We start from the raw sequence: 17,140 nt of genomic DNA on the forward strand, positions 1-17,140 counted from the left end.
ATGAACACAGGGAACGGGCTGGGAGGCCCGCATCAGGAGGAGGAACGATTTCATGAACGGCATTTTCCGCAACGGCAAACTCAACGCGGCAACTCTCACCCGCCGCTCTTTCATCGCATCGGCTGCCGCAGGCGGTGCGGCGCTGGCGCTTTCCGGCCGCACGGCTTTTGCCCAAGGCGGTACGCTGAAGGTCGGCTTCATCAGCCCGCGCACCGGCCCTCTCGGCGGCTTCGGCGAGACCGACGGCTATGTGCTGGAACTGGCGCGCAAGGCGCTGGCGAACGGCCTGCAGGCGGGCGGCAAGACCTGGAAGGTGGAGATACTCGACCAGGACACCCAGTCAGATCCCTCCCGCGCCGGGCAACTGGCGAAAGACCTGATCAACAATGAGGCGATCGACCTGATGCTCGCCGTCTCGACGCCCGAAACCATCAATCCGGTGGCCGATGCCTGCGAGGCGGCAGGCATTCCCTGCCTTTCCACGGTCATGCCCTGGGAAGCCTGGTATTTCGGCCGCGGCGCCAAGCCCGGCGCGCCCTCGCCCTTCAAATGGACCTATCATTTCGGCTTCGGCGTCGAAGAGTTCCACAAGGCCTATGTCTCGCAGTGGAGCCTGATCGAGACCAACAAGAAGGTCGGCGTCATGTATCCGAACGATGCCGACGGCAATGCGATCCGCGCCCATCTGGCTCCGGCACTTGCCAAGGCGGGCTTCACCATTGTCGACCCAGGCGCCTATGAAACCGGAACCACCGATTTTTCGGCGCAGATCGCTCTCTTCCGGCAGGAGGGTGTGGAGATCTTCAACTCCTTTCCGATCCCGCCCGATTTCGCCGCCTTCTGGCGTCAGGCGGCACAGCAGGGCCTGACCCAGCAGATCAAGATCTGCCAGGTCGCGAAAACCGGCCTCTTTCCATCCGACATCGAGGCGCTCGGCGATCTCGGCCTCAACATCGGCAGCGCCGCCTACTGGCACAAGGCCTTCCCTTACAAATCGACGCTGACCGGCGTCTCCGGAACCAAACTTGCCGACGGCTATGAAACGGCCAGCGGCAAGCAGTGGACGCAGCAGCTCGGCGCCAGCCTGGCGCTGCTCGATGCCGGCTTCGATGCGCTGAAGGCGAGCACCGACGTCAAGAGCAAGGAGGCGGTCGCCAAGGCGCTCGCCACGCTGAAAACCACGACGATCGCCGGCAAGGTCGACTTCACTAGCGGTCCCGTCGCCAATGTTTCTCCCGGGCCGATCATCGGTACGCAGTGGGTGAAGGCGCCGGAGGGCTCGAAATTCGCGCTCGACTACGTCGTCACCGAAAACGCCACCGATCCCAATGTCCCGGTCGGCGCCAAGCTGACCGCCTACAACGGATAACAGCAGTGCAGAGGCAAGAAGCGCAAAGACGGCCGGGGGAAGCTTTTCTCTCGGCCAAGGGGATCCACAAGCGGTTCGGCGCGCTTGTCGTGCTGGAGAACCTGGATTTCTCCATGGGCGACGGCGAGGCGGTCGGCATCGTCGGGCCGAACGGCGCGGGCAAGACGACGTTGCTCAGCGTGCTCGCCGGCGCCTCCCCGCCGAGTGCGGGAACCGTCGTCTTCGACGGCGCCGACGTCACCAACCGGACGGCGGCGGAGCGCTGCCGTTCCGGGCTCGTGCGGACGCATCAGATTCCCAAGCCCTTTGGCGGCATGACCACCTTCGAAAATGTCTTCGTCGCCGCCTCGCACGGCAATGCGGCAAGCCGGGACGAGGCCTATGAGCGTGTGGTGGATTCGCTGTCGCTCTGCGGCATGCTCGGCGTGGCTAACCGTTCCGCCGACACGCTCGGCCTGCTCGACCGCAAACGCCTGGAGCTTGCCCGTGCGCTCGCCACGCAGCCGAGGCTGCTGTTGCTCGACGAGATCGGCGGCGGCCTGACCGATGGCGAGGCGAGCGAACTCGTCGAAACCATCCTGGAATTGCGCCGCCGCGGCATCGGCATCGTCTGGATCGAGCATATCGTCCATATCCTGCTGCAGGTGGCGGAACGGCTGATCTGCATGGATGCCGGCCGGATCATCGCCGACGGCGAACCGAAGACTGTCATGAGCGATGCGGAAGTGGTCAAGGCCTATCTTGGAGGGGCGCCCGCATGAGCCTGCTTTCCATCGACAATCTCGACGTCCGCCACGGCCTGCTGCAGGCGGTGCGCGGGGTCAGTTTCGACCTGGCCAAGGGCGAGGTGCTGGCGCTGGTCGGCGCCAATGGCGCCGGCAAGACGACGCTGCTGAGATCGATCGCCGGCGCCCACCTGCCCGCCGCCGGCCGCGTTCTTCTCGGCGATGAAGACCTGGCTGCAGTCCCCTCCCACAAGCGGATCGCCAAGGGCATCGCCCTGGTCCCGGAAGGCCGGCGCCTGTTTGCGCAGATGACCGTCGAAGAGAACCTGCTTCTCGGCAAGAGCTGCGGGCGCAAGGGCGAGTGGAACATCGACCGTGTGCTCGACGCTTTTCCGAACCTGAAACCCCGCCGGCACGCCAAGACCGGGCACCTCTCCGGCGGGGAGCAGCAGGCGACCGCCATCGGCCGGGCGCTGATGAGCAATCCCGATATTCTTCTCTTGGACGAGGTCTCGCTAGGGCTTTCGCCTCTCGTCGTCGACCGCGTCTATACCCAGCTGCAGGCGCTCCTGACTTCGGGAACAACGATCGTGCTGGTCGAGCAGGATCTTGGCCGCGCCATGAGAGTCGCCGGCCGGGTCATCTGCATGCTGGAAGGCCGCATCGTGCTCGACAGGCCGGCAGCCGCCGTCACCCGCGACGAAGTCACCAAGGCCTATTTCGGACTGCACCGGACAGCCGGCGAAAGGAGCGCATCATGATCAACACCCTGATCCAGGGCCTCCTGCTCGGCGGTTATTACGCCGTCATCGCCTGCGGCCTGTCCTTCATGTTCTCCGTCATGCGGATCATCAATCTCGCCCATGGCAGCCTGGCGGTCGCCGCCGCCTACGGGCTGTGGCTGCTCGCCGCCAAAGCCGGCATCCCGCCTTTTGCCGGCCTGCTGATCGTGCTGCCCGTCATGGCGGTGATCGGTTGGCTGCTGCAGCGCTTCATCCTCGAACGCAGCGCCCGCGGCGGCGCGCTGCTGCCGATTCTCACGACCTTCGGCCTGTCGATCGTCATCGACAATCTGCTGTTCGAACAGTTCGGCGCCGACACACGCTCGCTCGCGCCCTTCATCGGTAATCTCTCCTACGCATCCTGGCAGCTGCCCGGCCACATCTTCGTCGGCGAGCTTGCCGTGATGATGATGGTTACGGCGATCCTCATTCTCGGCGGGCTGCAGTTCTTCCTCGGCCGCTTTGCGCTCGGCCGCGCCATTCGCGCCACCGCCGAAGATCCCGATACGGCAGGGCTCGTCGGCATCGATGCGCGCAGGGTGAATGCGGTCGCCACCGCCATTACCATGGTCACGATCGGCATCGCCGGCGCCTTTCTCGGCATGCGGGCGACCTTCAGTCCCTATGCCGGCGGCCCGCAGCTGCTCTTTGCCTTCGAGGCCGCGGTCATCGGCGGAGCGGGATCGCTCTGGGGCACGCTTGCCGGCGGCATCGTCCTCGGCCTTGCCCAATCGCTCGGCGCGCAATTGCATCCCCAGGGCTTCCTGATCGGCGGCCATGCCGTGTTCCTGCTGGTGCTTTTCATCCGGCTGTCCCGCTCCCGCCCGCTGGTTCTCGACAAGATCGCAGCGCTTCTGAAACCCCGCGCCCTCCTCAACCCTCGCGCACGCCATCGGAGCCCGACATGACATTCGTCGCCAACGGAATATCGATCGAGCGCTGGACGACCTCGTCGCGGGTGGCGCTTGGCTCCATGGCCGCGGTGTTTGCGCTGCTGATCCTCGCCCCCGCCGTGCTTGGTGCCGGTGCGATCGACCGGATGACCGCCCTGTTCATCTATGTGATCCTGGCCGCCATGTGGAATGCGCTTGCCGGTTTCGGCGGGCTGGTCTCGGTCGGCCAGCAGGTGTTTTTCGGCCTCGGCGCCTATTTCACCATTCGGCTCGCCGATGCGGGGCTCGATCCCTTCGTCTCGGTCTTTGCCGCGGCGATCGTGATCGGCGCGCTGTCGATCCCGCTTTCGCTGTTCATGCTGCGGCTGAAGGGCGGCGAGTTTGCGATCGGCATGTGGGTCGTGGCCGAACTCGCGCATCTGCTCGTCAATCTCGACCGGCTGATCCAGGGGGAAACGGGAACCTCGCTGATTTCGCTCAACGTCTATGACAGCGGCACGCGGCGGGCGGCGATCTATTGGCTTGCCCTCACGTCCATGGCTGCCTTGCTCGGCGCGCTCTTCATGCTGATGCGCAGCCGCGCGGGTGCGGCGATGCAGGCGACCCGCGACAATGAGGAGGCGGCGGCCTCGGTCGGCGTGCGGGTGACCGCCACCAAGCGGCTGCTCTTCGTACTCGCCGCCTTCGGCATCGCCATCGCCGGCGGCTTGTGGCTGGCGACCGCCACGACCTTCCAGCCGAAAACCTATTTCAGCGTCCAGTGGACGGCCTACATGATCTTCATGGTGCTGGTCGGCGGGATCGGCAGGTTCGAGGGCGCGATCCTCGGCGCCATCCTGTTCTTCGTCATCGAGACTTTCTTCGGCAGCGCCGGCGTCTGGTATCTGATCGGGCTTGGCGCCACCGCGCTGATCTTCTCGCTCTATCTGCCGCGCGGCCTTTGGGGCGAAGTCGAGCGCCGCTTCGATTTCCAGCTTCTGCCCGTCGGCTACCGGCTGAAACTGCCCGGGCCGACGAAAATCAAATGGGAAGAATGAACCTACCTGCTTCCCGTTTTCTTGCGAAAGGTGAAATCCATGCTTTTTGGTAAAACAATCCTGGTGACCGGCGTCGCCTCCGGCATCGGCGCCCGGACGGCGGAACTGGCCGGCCAGATGGGCGCCGAGGTCATCGGCGTCGATGTGCGCGAACCGGCAAATGCAAGTGCCGCCTTCATCAAAGGCGATCTCTCCACGCCATCGGGCGTTGCCGAGATTGTCGCGCAGCTGCCGTCGCGTCTCGATGCGCTCGCCAATGTCGCCGGCCTTTCCGGCAATACCGGCGTCGTCTCGACGCTCGCCGTCAATTTCTACGGGCTGCGCGCCCTGTCGGAAGCCGTGGCACCCCGCCTGCGCGAAGGCGGCGCCATCGTCAACGTCGCCTCGATCGCCGGTTACGGCTGGCGCGCCAATCTCGAGAGGGCCAAATCGCTGACCTCGATCGAAGGCTTTCCAGATGTGGCGGCCGTTGCCGCCGAACATGACCTCAAGGACGAGCAGGGTTATCCGCTCTCCAAGGAGCTGCTGCTGCTCTGGACCATGCGCGCCGCCCACCAGCCCCTGTTCAAGAACCGCGGCATCCGCGTCAATGCGGTGAGCCCCGGGCCGGTGGAAACGCCGATCCTCAAGCAGTTCCGCGCCGTGCTCGGCGACGCCAGGGTCGACAGCGACATCACCCGCGTCGGCCGCGCCGGCACATCAGCCGATATCGCGCCCGCCGTGCTCTTCCTCTGCTCGGATGGCGGACGCTGGATCAATGGCGCCAATCTTGCCGCCGACGGCGGCCTCGAAGCATCGATCAATGCCGAGGTTCTCGGCTTCTAGTTCTTTCCCAAGGAGACACACGATGAATATTTCCCTGCTCATAAACGGCGCCGACCGGGCCGCCACCAGCGGCCGGACCTATGACCGCATCGACCCCTTCACCGAAAAGCTTGCGAGCCGCGCGGCCGCCGCGAGCCTCGAGGATGTCGCTGCGGCCGTCGACGCCGCTTCCGCCGCCTTCGGCGCCTGGTCGAAGACCGGGCCCGGCCAGCGCCGCGCCATCCTGATGAAGGCCGCCGACATCATGGATTCGAAAGCGGCCGAATTTACCCGGCTGATGATCGAGGAAACCGGCGCCACCGCGCCCTGGGCCGGCTTCAACGTCATGCTCGCCGCCAACATTCTGCGCGAGGCGGGCGCGATGACGACGCAAATTTCAGGCGAAATCATCCCGTCCGACAAACCCGGATCGCTTTCCATGGGCGTTCGCCAGGCGGCCGGCGTGTGCCTCGCAATCGCGCCGTGGAATGCGCCCGTCATCCTCGCCACCCGCGCCATCGCCATGCCGATCGCCTGCGGCAACACCGTCATCCTCAAGGCATCCGAACAATGCCCGGGCACGCACCGGCTGATCGCCACGGCGCTGACCGAAGCCGGCCTGCCGGCCGGCGTCATCAATGTTCTGACCAATGCGCCGGAGGATGCGCCTGAGATCGTCAACGCACTGATCGCCCATCCGGCCGTCAGGCGCGTCAACTTCACCGGCTCGACCAAGGTCGGCAGGATCATTGCCGAGACCTGCGGCAAATATCTCAAGCCCGCCTTGCTCGAGCTCGGCGGCAAGGCGCCGCTGGTCATTCTCGACGACGCCGATATCGACGGCGCCGTCAATGCCGCGATCTTCGGCGCCTTCATGCATCAGGGCCAGATCTGCATGTCGACCGAGCGGATCATCGTCGACACGGCGATCGCCGATCAGTTCGTCGCCAAACTGGTCGCCCGCGCCAGCCAGCTGCCGGCCGGCGACCCGCGCGGCCATGTCGTTCTCGGTTCACTGATCAGCCTCGACGTCGCCAGGAAAATGGAGGAGCTGATCACCGATGCCACCGCCAAGGGCGCAAAACTCGTGGCCGGCGGCAAGCGCTCCGGCACCGTGGTCGAGGCGACGCTGCTCGATCACGTCACCCCCGACATGCGCGTCTATGCGGAGGAATCCTTCGGCCCGGTCAAGCCGATCATTCGCGTCGCCGGCGAGGAGGAAGCAATCCGCATCGCCAACGACACAGAATACGGCCTGTCATCCGCCGTCTTCAGCCGCAACATCCAGCGGGCGATGGCGGTTGCAGCCCGCATCGAATCCGGTATCTGCCACATCAACGGCCCGACGCTGCACGATGAAGCGCAAATGCCCTTCGGCGGCGTCAAGGGCAGCGGCTACGGCCGCTTCGGCGGCAAGGCAGCGATTGCCGAATTCACCGACCTACGCTGGATCACGGTGGAGGATTCTGCCCAGCACTATCCCTTCTGAGGGGGCAGGCGCGCCCAGCGAATTTTCCGAGGTAGCGAGCGCGCCATTTCAATGCCGTGGTAGGTGACCTGGCGCGATGCTGTCTCAAACCTGATGTCAGCGAATTCCAGTGTCGACCTGGCTGTCACCGGCGAGCGCCGCATCAGGACACGAACTCGCGCAATCGGCTCGCTAGAGCGACGGCGTCTCTTCCAGCAATTCGCGGACGAAATCGAACATGCCGTGGCGGCGGTCACGGCGCAGGCGTTCGGCCTTGACGATCGACTGGACGGCGTCGAAGGCGGTGTTGAGATCGTCATTGACGATGACATAATCATATTCGCGCCAGTGGGCAATCTCGGCGCGGCTGTTGGCCAGACGCGTCTGAATGACCGCCTCGGAATCCTCGGCACGGCGATGCAGTCGCGACTGGAGCTCCGTCATGGTCGGCGGCAGCACGAAGATCGAGACGACGTCGGCCGACATCTTCTCCTGTAACTGCTGGGCGCCCTGCCAATCGATATCGAAGAGCATATCGCGACCTTCGGCCATGGCCTGCTCGACCGGCTCGCGCGGCGTACCGTAGAAATTGCCATGCACTTCGGCCCATTCGAGCAGTGCGTCGCTATCGCGCAACCGCTCGAACTCGCGCACGCTTTTGAAATGGTAATGCACGCCTTCGACCTCGCTCGGGCGGCGTTGGCGCGTGGTGACGCTGACGGAGAGGCCGATATGCTTGTCGGTCTCCAGAAGCGTGCGCGCAATTGTGGACTTGCCGGCGCCGGATGGCGACGAAATTACAAGCATCAGACCGCGACGGGCGATCTGTACGGGCGAGGATTTCGCCGGTTTCATGTCCTACTCCAAATTCTGGACCTGCTCGCGGAACTGGTCGATCACGACTTTCAGTTCGATGCCGGCGGCAGTGACCGCCGAGGCATTCGACTTGGAGCAGATGGTATTCGATTCTCGGTTAAATTCCTGTGCAAGGAAGTCCAGCCGGCGCCCGGCAGGCCCGCCTTTCTCCAGGAGATCGCGCGCGGCGGCGATATGTGCCTTCAGGCGATCGATTTCTTCGCGCAGATCCGCCTTCGTCGCCAATAAAGCGGCCTCGGCGTGCAGCCGGTCACGGTCGAGGGCGGCCATGCCGTCCATCAGCAAGGCGACCTGTGCCGCAAGCCTAGCCGCGATCTCAGCCGGCGAACGTGAGGAATCCATCTCGATCGTCCGGGTCAGACCCTCGATCGTCGCGACGTGATCGAGAAGGATGCGGGAGAGCGCCGCCCCTTCCTGTGCGCGCATTGCCTTGAGATCGGCAAGCGCGGCGAGCAGGCCGGCAATAATTTCTGCGTCACGGGCGGCAAGCGCCTCCTCGCCATCCTCGCCTTCACGGAACTCCACGATGCCGCGCACGAGAAGCAGCGTATCGAGCTTCAACGGCGCAGGATCGATCACGTCAACCAGTTGCTCGCGCATGGCAAGCACGGCAGCGAGCGCCTCTTTGTTCAGCACCGCCTCGAAACGGTTCTCGTCGGCAGTGACCGATAGGGATGCCTGCAGGTTGCCGCGGCTGAAGGTTTCGCCGGCAAGGCGGCGGACCTCCGCCTCCATGCGTTCGAGGCCGGGCGGCAGGCGCAGGCGCAGGTCGAAACCCTTGCCATTCACCGAGCGCAGCTCCCATGCCCAGCGCCAGCGGCCGCTCGTTCCCTCGCGCCGCGCAAAACCGGTCATGGACTGCAAAGCCATCCGAGCCTCCCGAAAACTGTCAATTGATCTTCTTTTTCTTCGGCGGCACGACAGTCGCGCCGTTGTCGCCCGGCTGCTCTTCCGGCTGGCCGTCGACGGCGATGTTCGGATCCGAACCCTTGTCGGCCTCGAGCTTGCGCCAGCGCTTGACGTTGGCATTGTGCTCCTCGAGCGTCGCGGCAAAGACGTGGCCGCCGGTGCCGTCGGCGACGAAATAGAGATCCTGGGTCTTCCAAGGGTTGGCAACGGCTTCCAGCGCATCCTTGCCGGGATTGGCGATCGGCGTCGGCGGCAGGCCCTTGATGACATAGGTATTGTAAGGCGTGTCCCGCTTCAGGTCCGACTGGTAGATCGGCCGGTCGGCTGGTTTTCCCTGCCCACCGAACAGCCCATAGATGATCGTCGGATCCGACTGCAGACGCATGCCCTTGCCAAGCCGGTTCAGGAAAACGGAGGCGACATGGGCACGTTCGTCTGGAATACCGGTCTCCTTTTCGACGATCGAAGCGAGGGTCACGAATTCCTCTTTGGATCGCAGCGGCAGCGAGGCGTCGCGCTTATCCCAGATCTGATCGACGAGCTTCTGCTGCGCAGCCGCCATTTGCTCGATGATTTCCGAGCGCTTGGTGCCGCGCGAGAATTTGTAGGTGTCCGGACGCAGGCTGCCTTCTGCCGGCAACGCGGCCGGCAGGTCGCCCTCCAGGACCGGATCCTGCAGCATGCGGTCGAACATCTGGCGGACCGTCAGGCCTTCCGGAAAGGACACCGAATAGAGGATGGACTTGCCCGATTTCAGCAGCTCCATGATATCGCTCATGGAGGCTCTCGCCTTGATCTCATATTCGCCGGCCTTCAGGCTCTCGCCGGCGGAAAGATGAGTCGCCGTCAGATATCGGAAAATACGGGCGTCGGAGATGATCGCGTTGCGCTCGAGGTTCGTGGCGATTTCCGCCAGACCCGCACCGTTGCGGACGATGAAATTGGTGTTGGTCTGCAGCGGGCCCGGGCTCTGATAGGTCGAGGTCGCGTAGTAGAAGCCGATGACGGCGAGGACGCAGACCAGCACCGTCATCGTCATGATGAAGTTCAGGAAAAGAACGATCTGGCTGCGGGCGTTCCTGGAGCGTTTCGGCGGCTCCGGAACACGTTCCGGACGCAGGGCTTCGCTCGGCGACTTCGGGATGATCGGTCCCTTCTGCGCCTGGGTGTCGTTGCTCTGGTTCGTCGTATCGCTCACCGGCAATCCTCTATAACTCAGCCCTCATTCCGCTATTTCGCGAAGCAATGCGGCAAAAGCAGGTTCTGCCGCCGTTCAACGAAGCCGCTGCCGGTCGTTGTGCTTTCACCCGGCCTGCTACGACGGTACCCTTATTGTGCGTATCGGCGCAGCACGAGCGATGCATTTGTGCCACCGAATCCGAACGAGTTGGACAGCGCCACATTGATTTCTCGCTCACGCGCCTTGTGCGGAACAAGATCGATCGCCGTTTCGCGTTCGGGATTGTCGAGATTGAGCGTCGGCGGCGCGATATTGTCACGGATGGCAAGTGTCGCGAAGATCGCCTCGATCGCGCCGGCAGCACCGAGAAGGTGTCCCGTCGCCGACTTGGTCGAGGACATGGAGATCTTCGACGCCGCGTTGCCGACCAGGCGCTCGACCGCGCCGAGCTCGATCGTGTCGGCCATGGTCGAAGTACCGTGGGCGTTGATGTAATCGATGTCGGCCGGCGTCAGCCCGGCGCGCTTCAGCGCCATCGCCATGCAGCGGCCGGCACCCTCGCCGTCTTCGGAAGGCGCGGTAATGTGATAGGCGTCACCCGATAGGCCGTAGCCGACGATCTCGGCGTAGATCTTGGCGCCGCGGGCTGTGGCATGCTCCAGCTCTTCGAGCACGACGATGCCGGCGCCCTCGCCCATGACGAAGCCGTCGCGATCGCGGTCATAGGGGCGCGAAGCCTTCTGCGGCTCGTCATTGTGCTGGGTCGACAGCGCCTTGCAGGCGGCAAATCCCGCCAGCGAAATGCGGCTGACGGGAGATTCCGTGCCGCCGGCGACCATGACGTCGGCGTCACCAAGCGCGATCAGCCGCGCGGCATCGCCGATCGCATGCGCGCCCGTCGAGCAGGCGGTGACGACCGAATGATTGGGTCCGCGCAGCTTGTGGCGGATTGAAACCTGGCCGGAAACGAGGTTGATCAGGCGGCCGGGAATGAAGAAGGGGGAGATGCGGCGCGGGCCCTTGTCACGCAAGGTGTAACCCGCCTCGACGATGCCTTCGATGCCGCCGATGCCGGAGCCGATCAACACGCCGGTGGCAATCTGATCCTCATCGGTTTCGGGATGCCACCCGGCATCGGCGAGCGCCATATCGGCGGCGGCCATGCCGAAGATGATGAAGGGATCGACTTTGCGCTGCTCCTTCGGCTCCATCCACTGATCGGCACTGAAGGTGCCGTCGGTACCGTCACCGATCGGGATACGGCAGGCGATCTTGGCGGGAAGGTCGTCGACTTCGAATTCGGTTACAAGACGAGCGCCGTTCTGGCCGGCAAGCAGCCGCGACCACGCCACCTCAGTTCCGCATCCCAAGGGTGATACCATGCCGGTACCGGTGATGACGACACGTCTCATCGCGTGCTTTCCCCCGTCTCTTATGTTCTATGGAGAAATATGCCGAAAAGAAAAGGGCGGACTCCAGGCCCGCCCTTTCTCAAATATATAGGATCAGGCCTGGGCCTTCTCAATAAACTTCACTGCATCACCGACCGTCAGGATCGAGTCGGCTGCGTCGTCAGGAATTTCGACGCCGAATTCTTCTTCGAATGCCATGACAAGTTCGACCGTGTCGAGCGAGTCAGCGCCCAGATCGTCGATAAAGCTGGCGCTCTCGACGACCTTGTCGGCATCAACGCCAAGATGATCAATAACAATTTTCTTTACGCGTTCTGCGATATCGCTCATGTCGGTTTCCTCGACCTTATGTCCTGATCGGAATGCCGTTGCGGCATCCCTACCCTGTTTCAGCCTGCGATGTTTTCAGACATCCTCGGCAAACTCGTTCACCCGGCTTCAGAGATGTCCCAGGCTTGCGAAAAGCCCGCCGGTCCGTCTGCTTTCTCGGGACGACTGTTCACAGTCATTGGCCCGCTTAACATGGTTTAAGCCTGCCGCAAAGCCAGAAAATCAACGCTTCGTGATTGCTCAACATGCTATTGCGGGAAATATCCCCGTGCCAACAGTTTGTCGTTTCAGATCATCGCCATGCCGCCGTTTACGTGCAGCGTCTGGCCTGTCATGTAGGCGGCTTCGGAGGATGCAAGGTAGGCAACAGCCGAAGCGACCTCGCCGCCGGTGCCCATGCGCTTCATCGGGATCGCCCCCATAATCGCTTCCTTCTGCTTGTCGTTCAGCTTGCCGGTCATGGCGCTTTCGATGAAGCCGGGCGCGACGCAGTTGACCGTCACGTTACGGGTGGCAATTTCCTGCGCCAAGGACTTGGTGAAACCGATCATGCCAGCCTTGGAGGCGCAGTAATTGGCCTGGCCCGGATTGCCGGTGACGCCGACGACGGAGGTGATGTTGATGATACGGCCATAGCGGCGGCGCATCATCGGATGCGTCAACTCGCGCGTCAGGCGGAAGGTCGCCGTCAGATTGATCTCGATAACCGCATCCCAGTCCTCGTCGCTCATGCGCACGAACAGGCCGTCCTTCGTGATGCCGGCATTGTTGACGAGGATATCGACACCTTCGAGCTCGGCCTCGGCCTTCTGGCCGAGCGCCTTCACCTCGTCACGGTCCGACAAGTTGGCCGGGAAGATCTTCACGCGCTCGCCGAGCTCGGCCGCCAGCGCTTCCAGCTTCTCGACACGGGTGCCGTGCAGACCGACGATGGCGCCCTGCTTATGAAGAAGGCGAGCGATTTCCTCGCCGATACCGCCCGATGCGCCGGTGACGAGAGCCTTGCGGCCGGAAAGATCGAACATGGAAAGGTTCCTTATATCTGGAGATATCAATCAGGCCATGAGGGCGGCGACGGTCGTGTCGATATCCGAGGGACCATTGACCGAGACGCCGTTGATTGTCTTGTCGATGCGGCGGGCAAGGCCGGTCAGCACTTTGCCGGAACCGAGCTCGTAAAGCGTCGTGACGCCGTTTGCGGCGAACCATTCCACCGTCTCGCGCCAGCGGACCTGGCCGGTCACCTGCTCGACCAGGAGGCTGGCGATCTCGTCGGCGCCGGTCACCGGCGCGGCGCGGACATTGGCGATCAGCGGCACGACCGGATCGGACTTGGCGACCGTTACCAGCGCCGCGCGCATGGCCTCGGCCGCAGGCGCCATCAGCTTGGAATGGAAGGGAGCGGAGACCGGCAGCAGGATGGCGCGCTTGGCGCCCTTGTCGGTCGCAAGCCCGGCGGCCTTTTCGACAGCTGCCTTCTCGCCCGAGATGACGATCTGGCCGCCGCCATTGTCGTTGGCGATCTGGCAGGCGCCGATGGCGGCCGCCTCCTCGCAGGCGGCAACGACATCGGCATGTTCGAGGCCGATGATCGCGGCCATGGCGCCGACGCCGACGGGGACGGCCGCCTGCATGGCATTGCCGCGAATACGCAGCAGCCGCGCCGTATCGGCGAGCGAAAAAGTGCCGGCGGCGCAGAGTGCCGAATATTCGCCGAGCGAGTGGCCGGCGACGTAGGCAACATTGGACTTCAGATCCAGCCCCCTGGCCTGCAGAACACGGACGACGGCGATCGATACCGCCATCAGCGCCGGCTGGGCGTTCGCCGTCAAGGTCAACGTGTCCTCAGGCCCGTTGAACATGACATCGGAAAGCTTTTCACCAAGTGCCTCGTCAACCTCTTCGAAAACGGCGCGGGCTTCGGCGAAATTCTCGGCGAGATCCTTGCCCATGCCGACGGCCTGGCTGCCCTGGCCGGGAAAAGTGAAAGCGATGGTCATGTTCATGTCCCTGACTGTGCCCCTCAAGGCTGTTTTGCCTCCAATTGACATTCTTTCCGGCAGAGTCAAGTGGCGCGCCATTCTCCGCAAAGCCTTTCGCGCCCGCGCAAAAGCCCGGATTTTGCTCTTGCGCTCCGTCAAATCCGGCCTAGATTTGCCCAGACCCTTCCAAGGCTTCCCTCTCTCTCCCAAGGTTTTTCCATGAAGTACAATTCCCTAGGCCGAACCGACATTTCCGTCTCAGAAATCTGCCTCGGCACCATGACTTGGGGCTCGCAGAACAGCGAAGCCGACGCTCATGCGCAGATGGACTACGCCGTCGAGAAGGGCGTGAATTTCTTCGATACCGCCGAACTCTACCCAACCACACCGGTTTCGCCCGAAACACAGGGCTGGACCGAAGACTATATCGGCAGCTGGTTCAGCAAATCGGGCAAGCGTCGAAATATCGTGCTTGCGACCAAGGTCGCCGGCCGCGGCCGCGATTATCTGCGCGGCGGCGAAGGCGCGGATGCAAAGAACATCCGCCAGGCGCTCGAGGCCAGCCTGAAACGGCTGAGGACGGATTACGTCGACCTCTACCAGATCCACTGGCCGAACCGCGGCCATTTCCACTTCCGTCAGAACTGGAGCTACAATCCCTTCACCCAGGATCGAGACAAGGCTGTCGCCAATATGGTCGAGATCATGGAAACACTGGGCGCGCTGGTGAAGGAAGGCAAGATTCGCGCGATCGGCCTTTCGAACGAAACCACCTGGGGCATCCAGAAATATCTGACGCTCTCAGAACAGAAGGGTCTACCGCGCGTCGCCAGCGTACAGAACGAGTACAATCTGCTCTACCGCCATTTCGACCTCGATCTCGCCGAACTCTCGCATCACGAGGATGTCGGGCTGCTTGCCTATTCGCCGCTCGCCGGCGGTATCCTGACCGGCAAATATGTCGATGGTCTGAGACCGAAGGGTTCGCGCGCGTCGATCAACCCCGATATCGGCGGCCGGTTGCAGCCGCTGCAGGAGCCGGCGACCAAGGCCTATGTGGCGCTCGCAGCCCGGTACGGCCTCAATCCGACAGCCATGGCGCTTGCCTTCTGCCGATCAAGGCCCTTCATGACGTCGGTCATCATCGGCGCGACGTCGATGGAGCAGCTCGATACTGACCTGAGTTCCGTCAATCTCAAGCTGTCGATCGAGGTTTTGGCTGAAATCGAAAAGGTTCACCGCCAGTACCCGATGCCGATGTGAGGCAAACGGACATCCCACAATCGATGCGGCCATTCGTGGTCGGATCCGCTCCCGGCGGAGCGTACATCGCCTGGCCCTCGCACCACGCACTGCAACGACGAGGTCAAGCTCCGGAGGCGATTTCGCTTCTCCGTTCTCGGCATTTCAGCTAGATTTATATAGTGCCGGCAGCGCCGCAGGAGCGCTCACCCCGTGGAACGAAAGCTCGCAGTGATACTTGCCGGCGACGTTGCCGGTTACAGTCGCCTTGTTGCAGCCAACGAGGAAGACGCCCTTGCGACACTCAGTGTCTATGGCGCCACCATCGGTGATCTGGTGCGCGAGCATGGCGGGCGGATTTTCGGCAGCGCCGGAGATAGCATGGTCGCCGAATTCCACAGCGCAGTGCAAGGCGTCCGTGCAGCCGTCGCGATCCAGCGCGCCCTCCATCGCCGAAATGCGGACCTGCCTGTGGATCGACGCATGGAGTTCCGCCTTGGGCTCAACCTCGGCGATGTCGTCGTCTCCGGAGATAACTTGCTTGGCGACGGCGTGAACGTCGCCGCCCGCCTTCAAGAAGTGGCGCTGCCTTCAGGTATCTGTGTTTCCGGTGCTTTGCGGGAGCAGATCGAGGGCAAGCTGGACTTTCCGCTCGTGTCGATGGGCGATCGCACACTGAAAAACATTCCCCGCCCGGTGCCCGTGCATCGGGTTGACTGGAGCCGCGAGGACCCTGTTGAAGCGGGGGTGCTCGGCGGACCACTCAGACTGCCTGACAAACCCTCGATCGCCGTATTACCCTTCGTCAACATGTCCGATGACCCGGAGCAGGAGTTCTTCGCCGATGGCTTGACCGAAGACATCATCACGGCGCTCTCGCTTTATCGCTGGTTTTTCGTCATCGCTCAGAACTCGTCCTTTGTGTTTAAGGGACGCGCGGTTGATGTGAAGCAAATCGGGCGCGATCTCGGCGTGCGCTATATCGTAGAAGGCAGCGTGCGCAGGGTCGGGATGCGTATTCGCGTCACAGGCCAGCTGATCGAGGCGGAAAGCGGCGTGCACCTCTGGGCACAACGCTACGACCGTGAAATCGCCGATATCTTCGCCATTCAGGACGAACTTACCCAAAACGTCGTCGGTGCCATCGAGCCTGAAATCCTTATCGGCGAAAGCCGCCGTGCGTTGCTGCGAACCACGGACAACCTCGATGCCTACGAGAGCCACATGCGCGGCACCTGGCTGCATAACGCACAGGATACGGCCGAGCATTTCAGCGAGGCCATCATCTGGCATCGGCGAGCCATCGAACTCGATCCCAGCTTTGCGCGCGCCCACATGATGTTGGCCCGCTCGCTCTACGCCCGCTGTCTCCGCGGCTTCAGCGACGACGTCGACAGGGACAGTACTGAACTTCGCCTCGAGGCAGAACGTGCTGTCGCGCTCGACCCGCGCGATCCCTACTCTCATTATGTTATGTGCCTCGGCCATTTTGCGGCTCATAACGCTCCAGCCGCGGTCGAGGCGTCCCAGCAGGCGATCGATCTCAACCCCAATTTTGCACTCGCGCACATGGCGCTCGGATGGGCTCGCATTTTCGCCGGCCATTTCGCCGAAGCCTGCGACCCGCTGCACATGGCCCTGCGGCTTAGTCCGCATGACCCCTTTACCTATCACTTTTTCGACCGACTAGCGTTGTCCCATTACCATCTCAGCAACTACGAGGAGGCTACTCACTATTCCGAACGCGGACTGTCGCTCCGCCGTGCTTATTTCAACCGACTCGTGCTCCTCGCGAGTCTAGGACAGCTCGATCGCCACGACGAAGCGCGGCGGCTAATACCGGAAATTCTAGCACACGCACCGACGGACCTCGAACACTACTGGAAGTTTCTGACACCCTATGTCGCCACCAACCACTACGACCATTTCGTCGACGGTTTACGCAAAGCAGGACTACCTTTGTTGAACTCGCCGCGAGAACAATGCTGACTGTCCCTTGCGTTTCGCGCAAAAATCCGTATAAGCCGCGCTGTTCGTTAACCCGGTCTTCTGGCTGGTGGCTGAACGGAGGGCCGGTTTCCGCTTGGAAATCGTTCGGAACGGAAGCGTTCCAGCCTCCCGTGTCTCCGCT

General features: G+C 63.0%; 16 protein-coding genes. 9 read left to right on the forward strand and 7 right to left on the reverse strand.

Going from position 1 to position 17,140, the window contains the following annotated elements; translation table 11 throughout:
* The first annotated feature begins 52 nt into the window (after nucleotides 1-52).
* The 7 genes from HJC00_RS21010 to HJC00_RS21040 are packed head-to-tail and all read left to right on the forward strand — an operon-like array spanning nucleotide 53 to nucleotide 7,099.
* On the forward strand, nucleotides 53-1,369 hold the full coding sequence (locus HJC00_RS21010) for an ABC transporter substrate-binding protein (RefSeq protein ID WP_210628425.1): 1,317 nt from the start codon (nucleotides 53-55) through the stop codon (nucleotides 1,367-1,369).
* A 5-nt stretch (nucleotides 1,370-1,374) separates the two neighbouring features.
* Nucleotides 1,375-2,130: an ABC transporter ATP-binding protein gene (locus HJC00_RS21015; RefSeq protein WP_210628426.1), complete on the forward strand. Its 756-nt coding sequence runs from the start codon at nucleotides 1,375-1,377 to the stop codon at nucleotides 2,128-2,130.
* Entirely contained in the window at nucleotides 2,127-2,855 is a 729-nt protein-coding gene (locus tag HJC00_RS21020; protein ID WP_210628427.1) for an ABC transporter ATP-binding protein, read from the forward strand. The genes HJC00_RS21015 and HJC00_RS21020 overlap by 4 nt, the downstream gene beginning before the upstream one ends.
* Complete coding sequence (locus HJC00_RS21025) at nucleotides 2,852-3,784, forward strand: branched-chain amino acid ABC transporter permease (protein ID WP_210628428.1); 933 nt, start codon at nucleotides 2,852-2,854, stop codon at nucleotides 3,782-3,784. The genes HJC00_RS21020 and HJC00_RS21025 overlap by 4 nt, the downstream gene beginning before the upstream one ends.
* Complete coding sequence (locus HJC00_RS21030; protein ID WP_210628429.1) at nucleotides 3,781-4,806, forward strand: branched-chain amino acid ABC transporter permease; 1,026 nt, start codon at nucleotides 3,781-3,783, stop codon at nucleotides 4,804-4,806. The genes HJC00_RS21025 and HJC00_RS21030 overlap by 4 nt, the downstream gene beginning before the upstream one ends.
* A 39-nt stretch (nucleotides 4,807-4,845) precedes the next feature.
* Nucleotides 4,846-5,631: a coniferyl-alcohol dehydrogenase gene (locus HJC00_RS21035; RefSeq protein ID WP_221164558.1), complete on the forward strand. Its 786-nt coding sequence runs from the start codon at nucleotides 4,846-4,848 to the stop codon at nucleotides 5,629-5,631.
* 22 nt (nucleotides 5,632-5,653) lie between these two features.
* Nucleotides 5,654-7,099, forward strand: a complete 1,446-nt coding sequence (locus HJC00_RS21040) for an aldehyde dehydrogenase (protein ID WP_210628431.1) — start codon at nucleotides 5,654-5,656, stop codon at nucleotides 7,097-7,099.
* 171 nt (nucleotides 7,100-7,270) lie between these two features.
* Here HJC00_RS21040 and gmk read toward each other — a convergent pair whose 3' ends face one another.
* The 7 genes from gmk to fabD all read right to left on the reverse strand — a co-directional run bounded on the left by gmk (nucleotide 7,271) and on the right by fabD (nucleotide 13,785).
* Entirely contained in the window at nucleotides 7,271-7,933 is a 663-nt protein-coding gene (gene gmk, locus HJC00_RS21045) for a guanylate kinase (RefSeq protein WP_210628432.1), read from the reverse strand.
* Between the two features lie 3 nt (nucleotides 7,934-7,936).
* Nucleotides 7,937-8,824: a YicC/YloC family endoribonuclease gene (locus HJC00_RS21050; RefSeq protein WP_221147311.1), complete on the reverse strand. Its 888-nt coding sequence runs from the start codon at nucleotides 8,822-8,824 to the stop codon at nucleotides 7,937-7,939.
* Between the two features lie 19 nt (nucleotides 8,825-8,843).
* The gene (gene mltG / locus HJC00_RS21055) at nucleotides 8,844-10,061 is read right to left on the reverse strand and encodes an endolytic transglycosylase MltG (RefSeq protein ID WP_210628434.1); all 1,218 of its coding nucleotides are present in this window, start codon (nucleotides 10,059-10,061) and stop codon (nucleotides 8,844-8,846) included.
* A gap of 131 nt (nucleotides 10,062-10,192) precedes the next feature.
* Entirely contained in the window at nucleotides 10,193-11,455 is a 1,263-nt protein-coding gene (gene fabF, locus HJC00_RS21060; RefSeq protein ID WP_210628435.1) for a beta-ketoacyl-ACP synthase II, read from the reverse strand.
* Nucleotides 11,456-11,548: 93 nt separating this feature from the next.
* Nucleotides 11,549-11,785: an acyl carrier protein gene (locus HJC00_RS21065; RefSeq protein WP_003547058.1), complete on the reverse strand. Its 237-nt coding sequence runs from the start codon at nucleotides 11,783-11,785 to the stop codon at nucleotides 11,549-11,551.
* Between the two features lie 287 nt (nucleotides 11,786-12,072).
* The gene (fabG, locus tag HJC00_RS21070; RefSeq protein WP_210628436.1) at nucleotides 12,073-12,810 is read right to left on the reverse strand and encodes a 3-oxoacyl-[acyl-carrier-protein] reductase; all 738 of its coding nucleotides are present in this window, start codon (nucleotides 12,808-12,810) and stop codon (nucleotides 12,073-12,075) included.
* Between the two features lie 30 nt (nucleotides 12,811-12,840).
* Nucleotides 12,841-13,785: an ACP S-malonyltransferase gene (gene fabD / locus HJC00_RS21075; RefSeq protein ID WP_210628437.1), complete on the reverse strand. Its 945-nt coding sequence runs from the start codon at nucleotides 13,783-13,785 to the stop codon at nucleotides 12,841-12,843.
* Nucleotides 13,786-13,986: 201 nt separating this feature from the next.
* On the opposite strand from fabD, the gene HJC00_RS21080 reads away from it, so the two are divergent.
* Both HJC00_RS21080 and HJC00_RS21085 read left to right on the forward strand, forming a co-directional pair.
* Nucleotides 13,987-15,030, forward strand: a complete 1,044-nt coding sequence (locus tag HJC00_RS21080) for an aldo/keto reductase (protein ID WP_221164559.1) — start codon at nucleotides 13,987-13,989, stop codon at nucleotides 15,028-15,030.
* 192 nt (nucleotides 15,031-15,222) lie between these two features.
* Nucleotides 15,223-16,998 (forward strand): adenylate/guanylate cyclase domain-containing protein, encoded by a 1,776-nt coding sequence (locus tag HJC00_RS21085; protein WP_221164560.1) that lies wholly within the window; start codon nucleotides 15,223-15,225, stop codon nucleotides 16,996-16,998.
* The last annotated feature ends 142 nt before the right edge of the window (nucleotides 16,999-17,140 follow it).

Source organism: Rhizobium sp. NLR22b, from assembly GCF_019685295.1.
GTDB lineage: Bacteria > Pseudomonadota > Alphaproteobacteria > Rhizobiales > Rhizobiaceae > Rhizobium.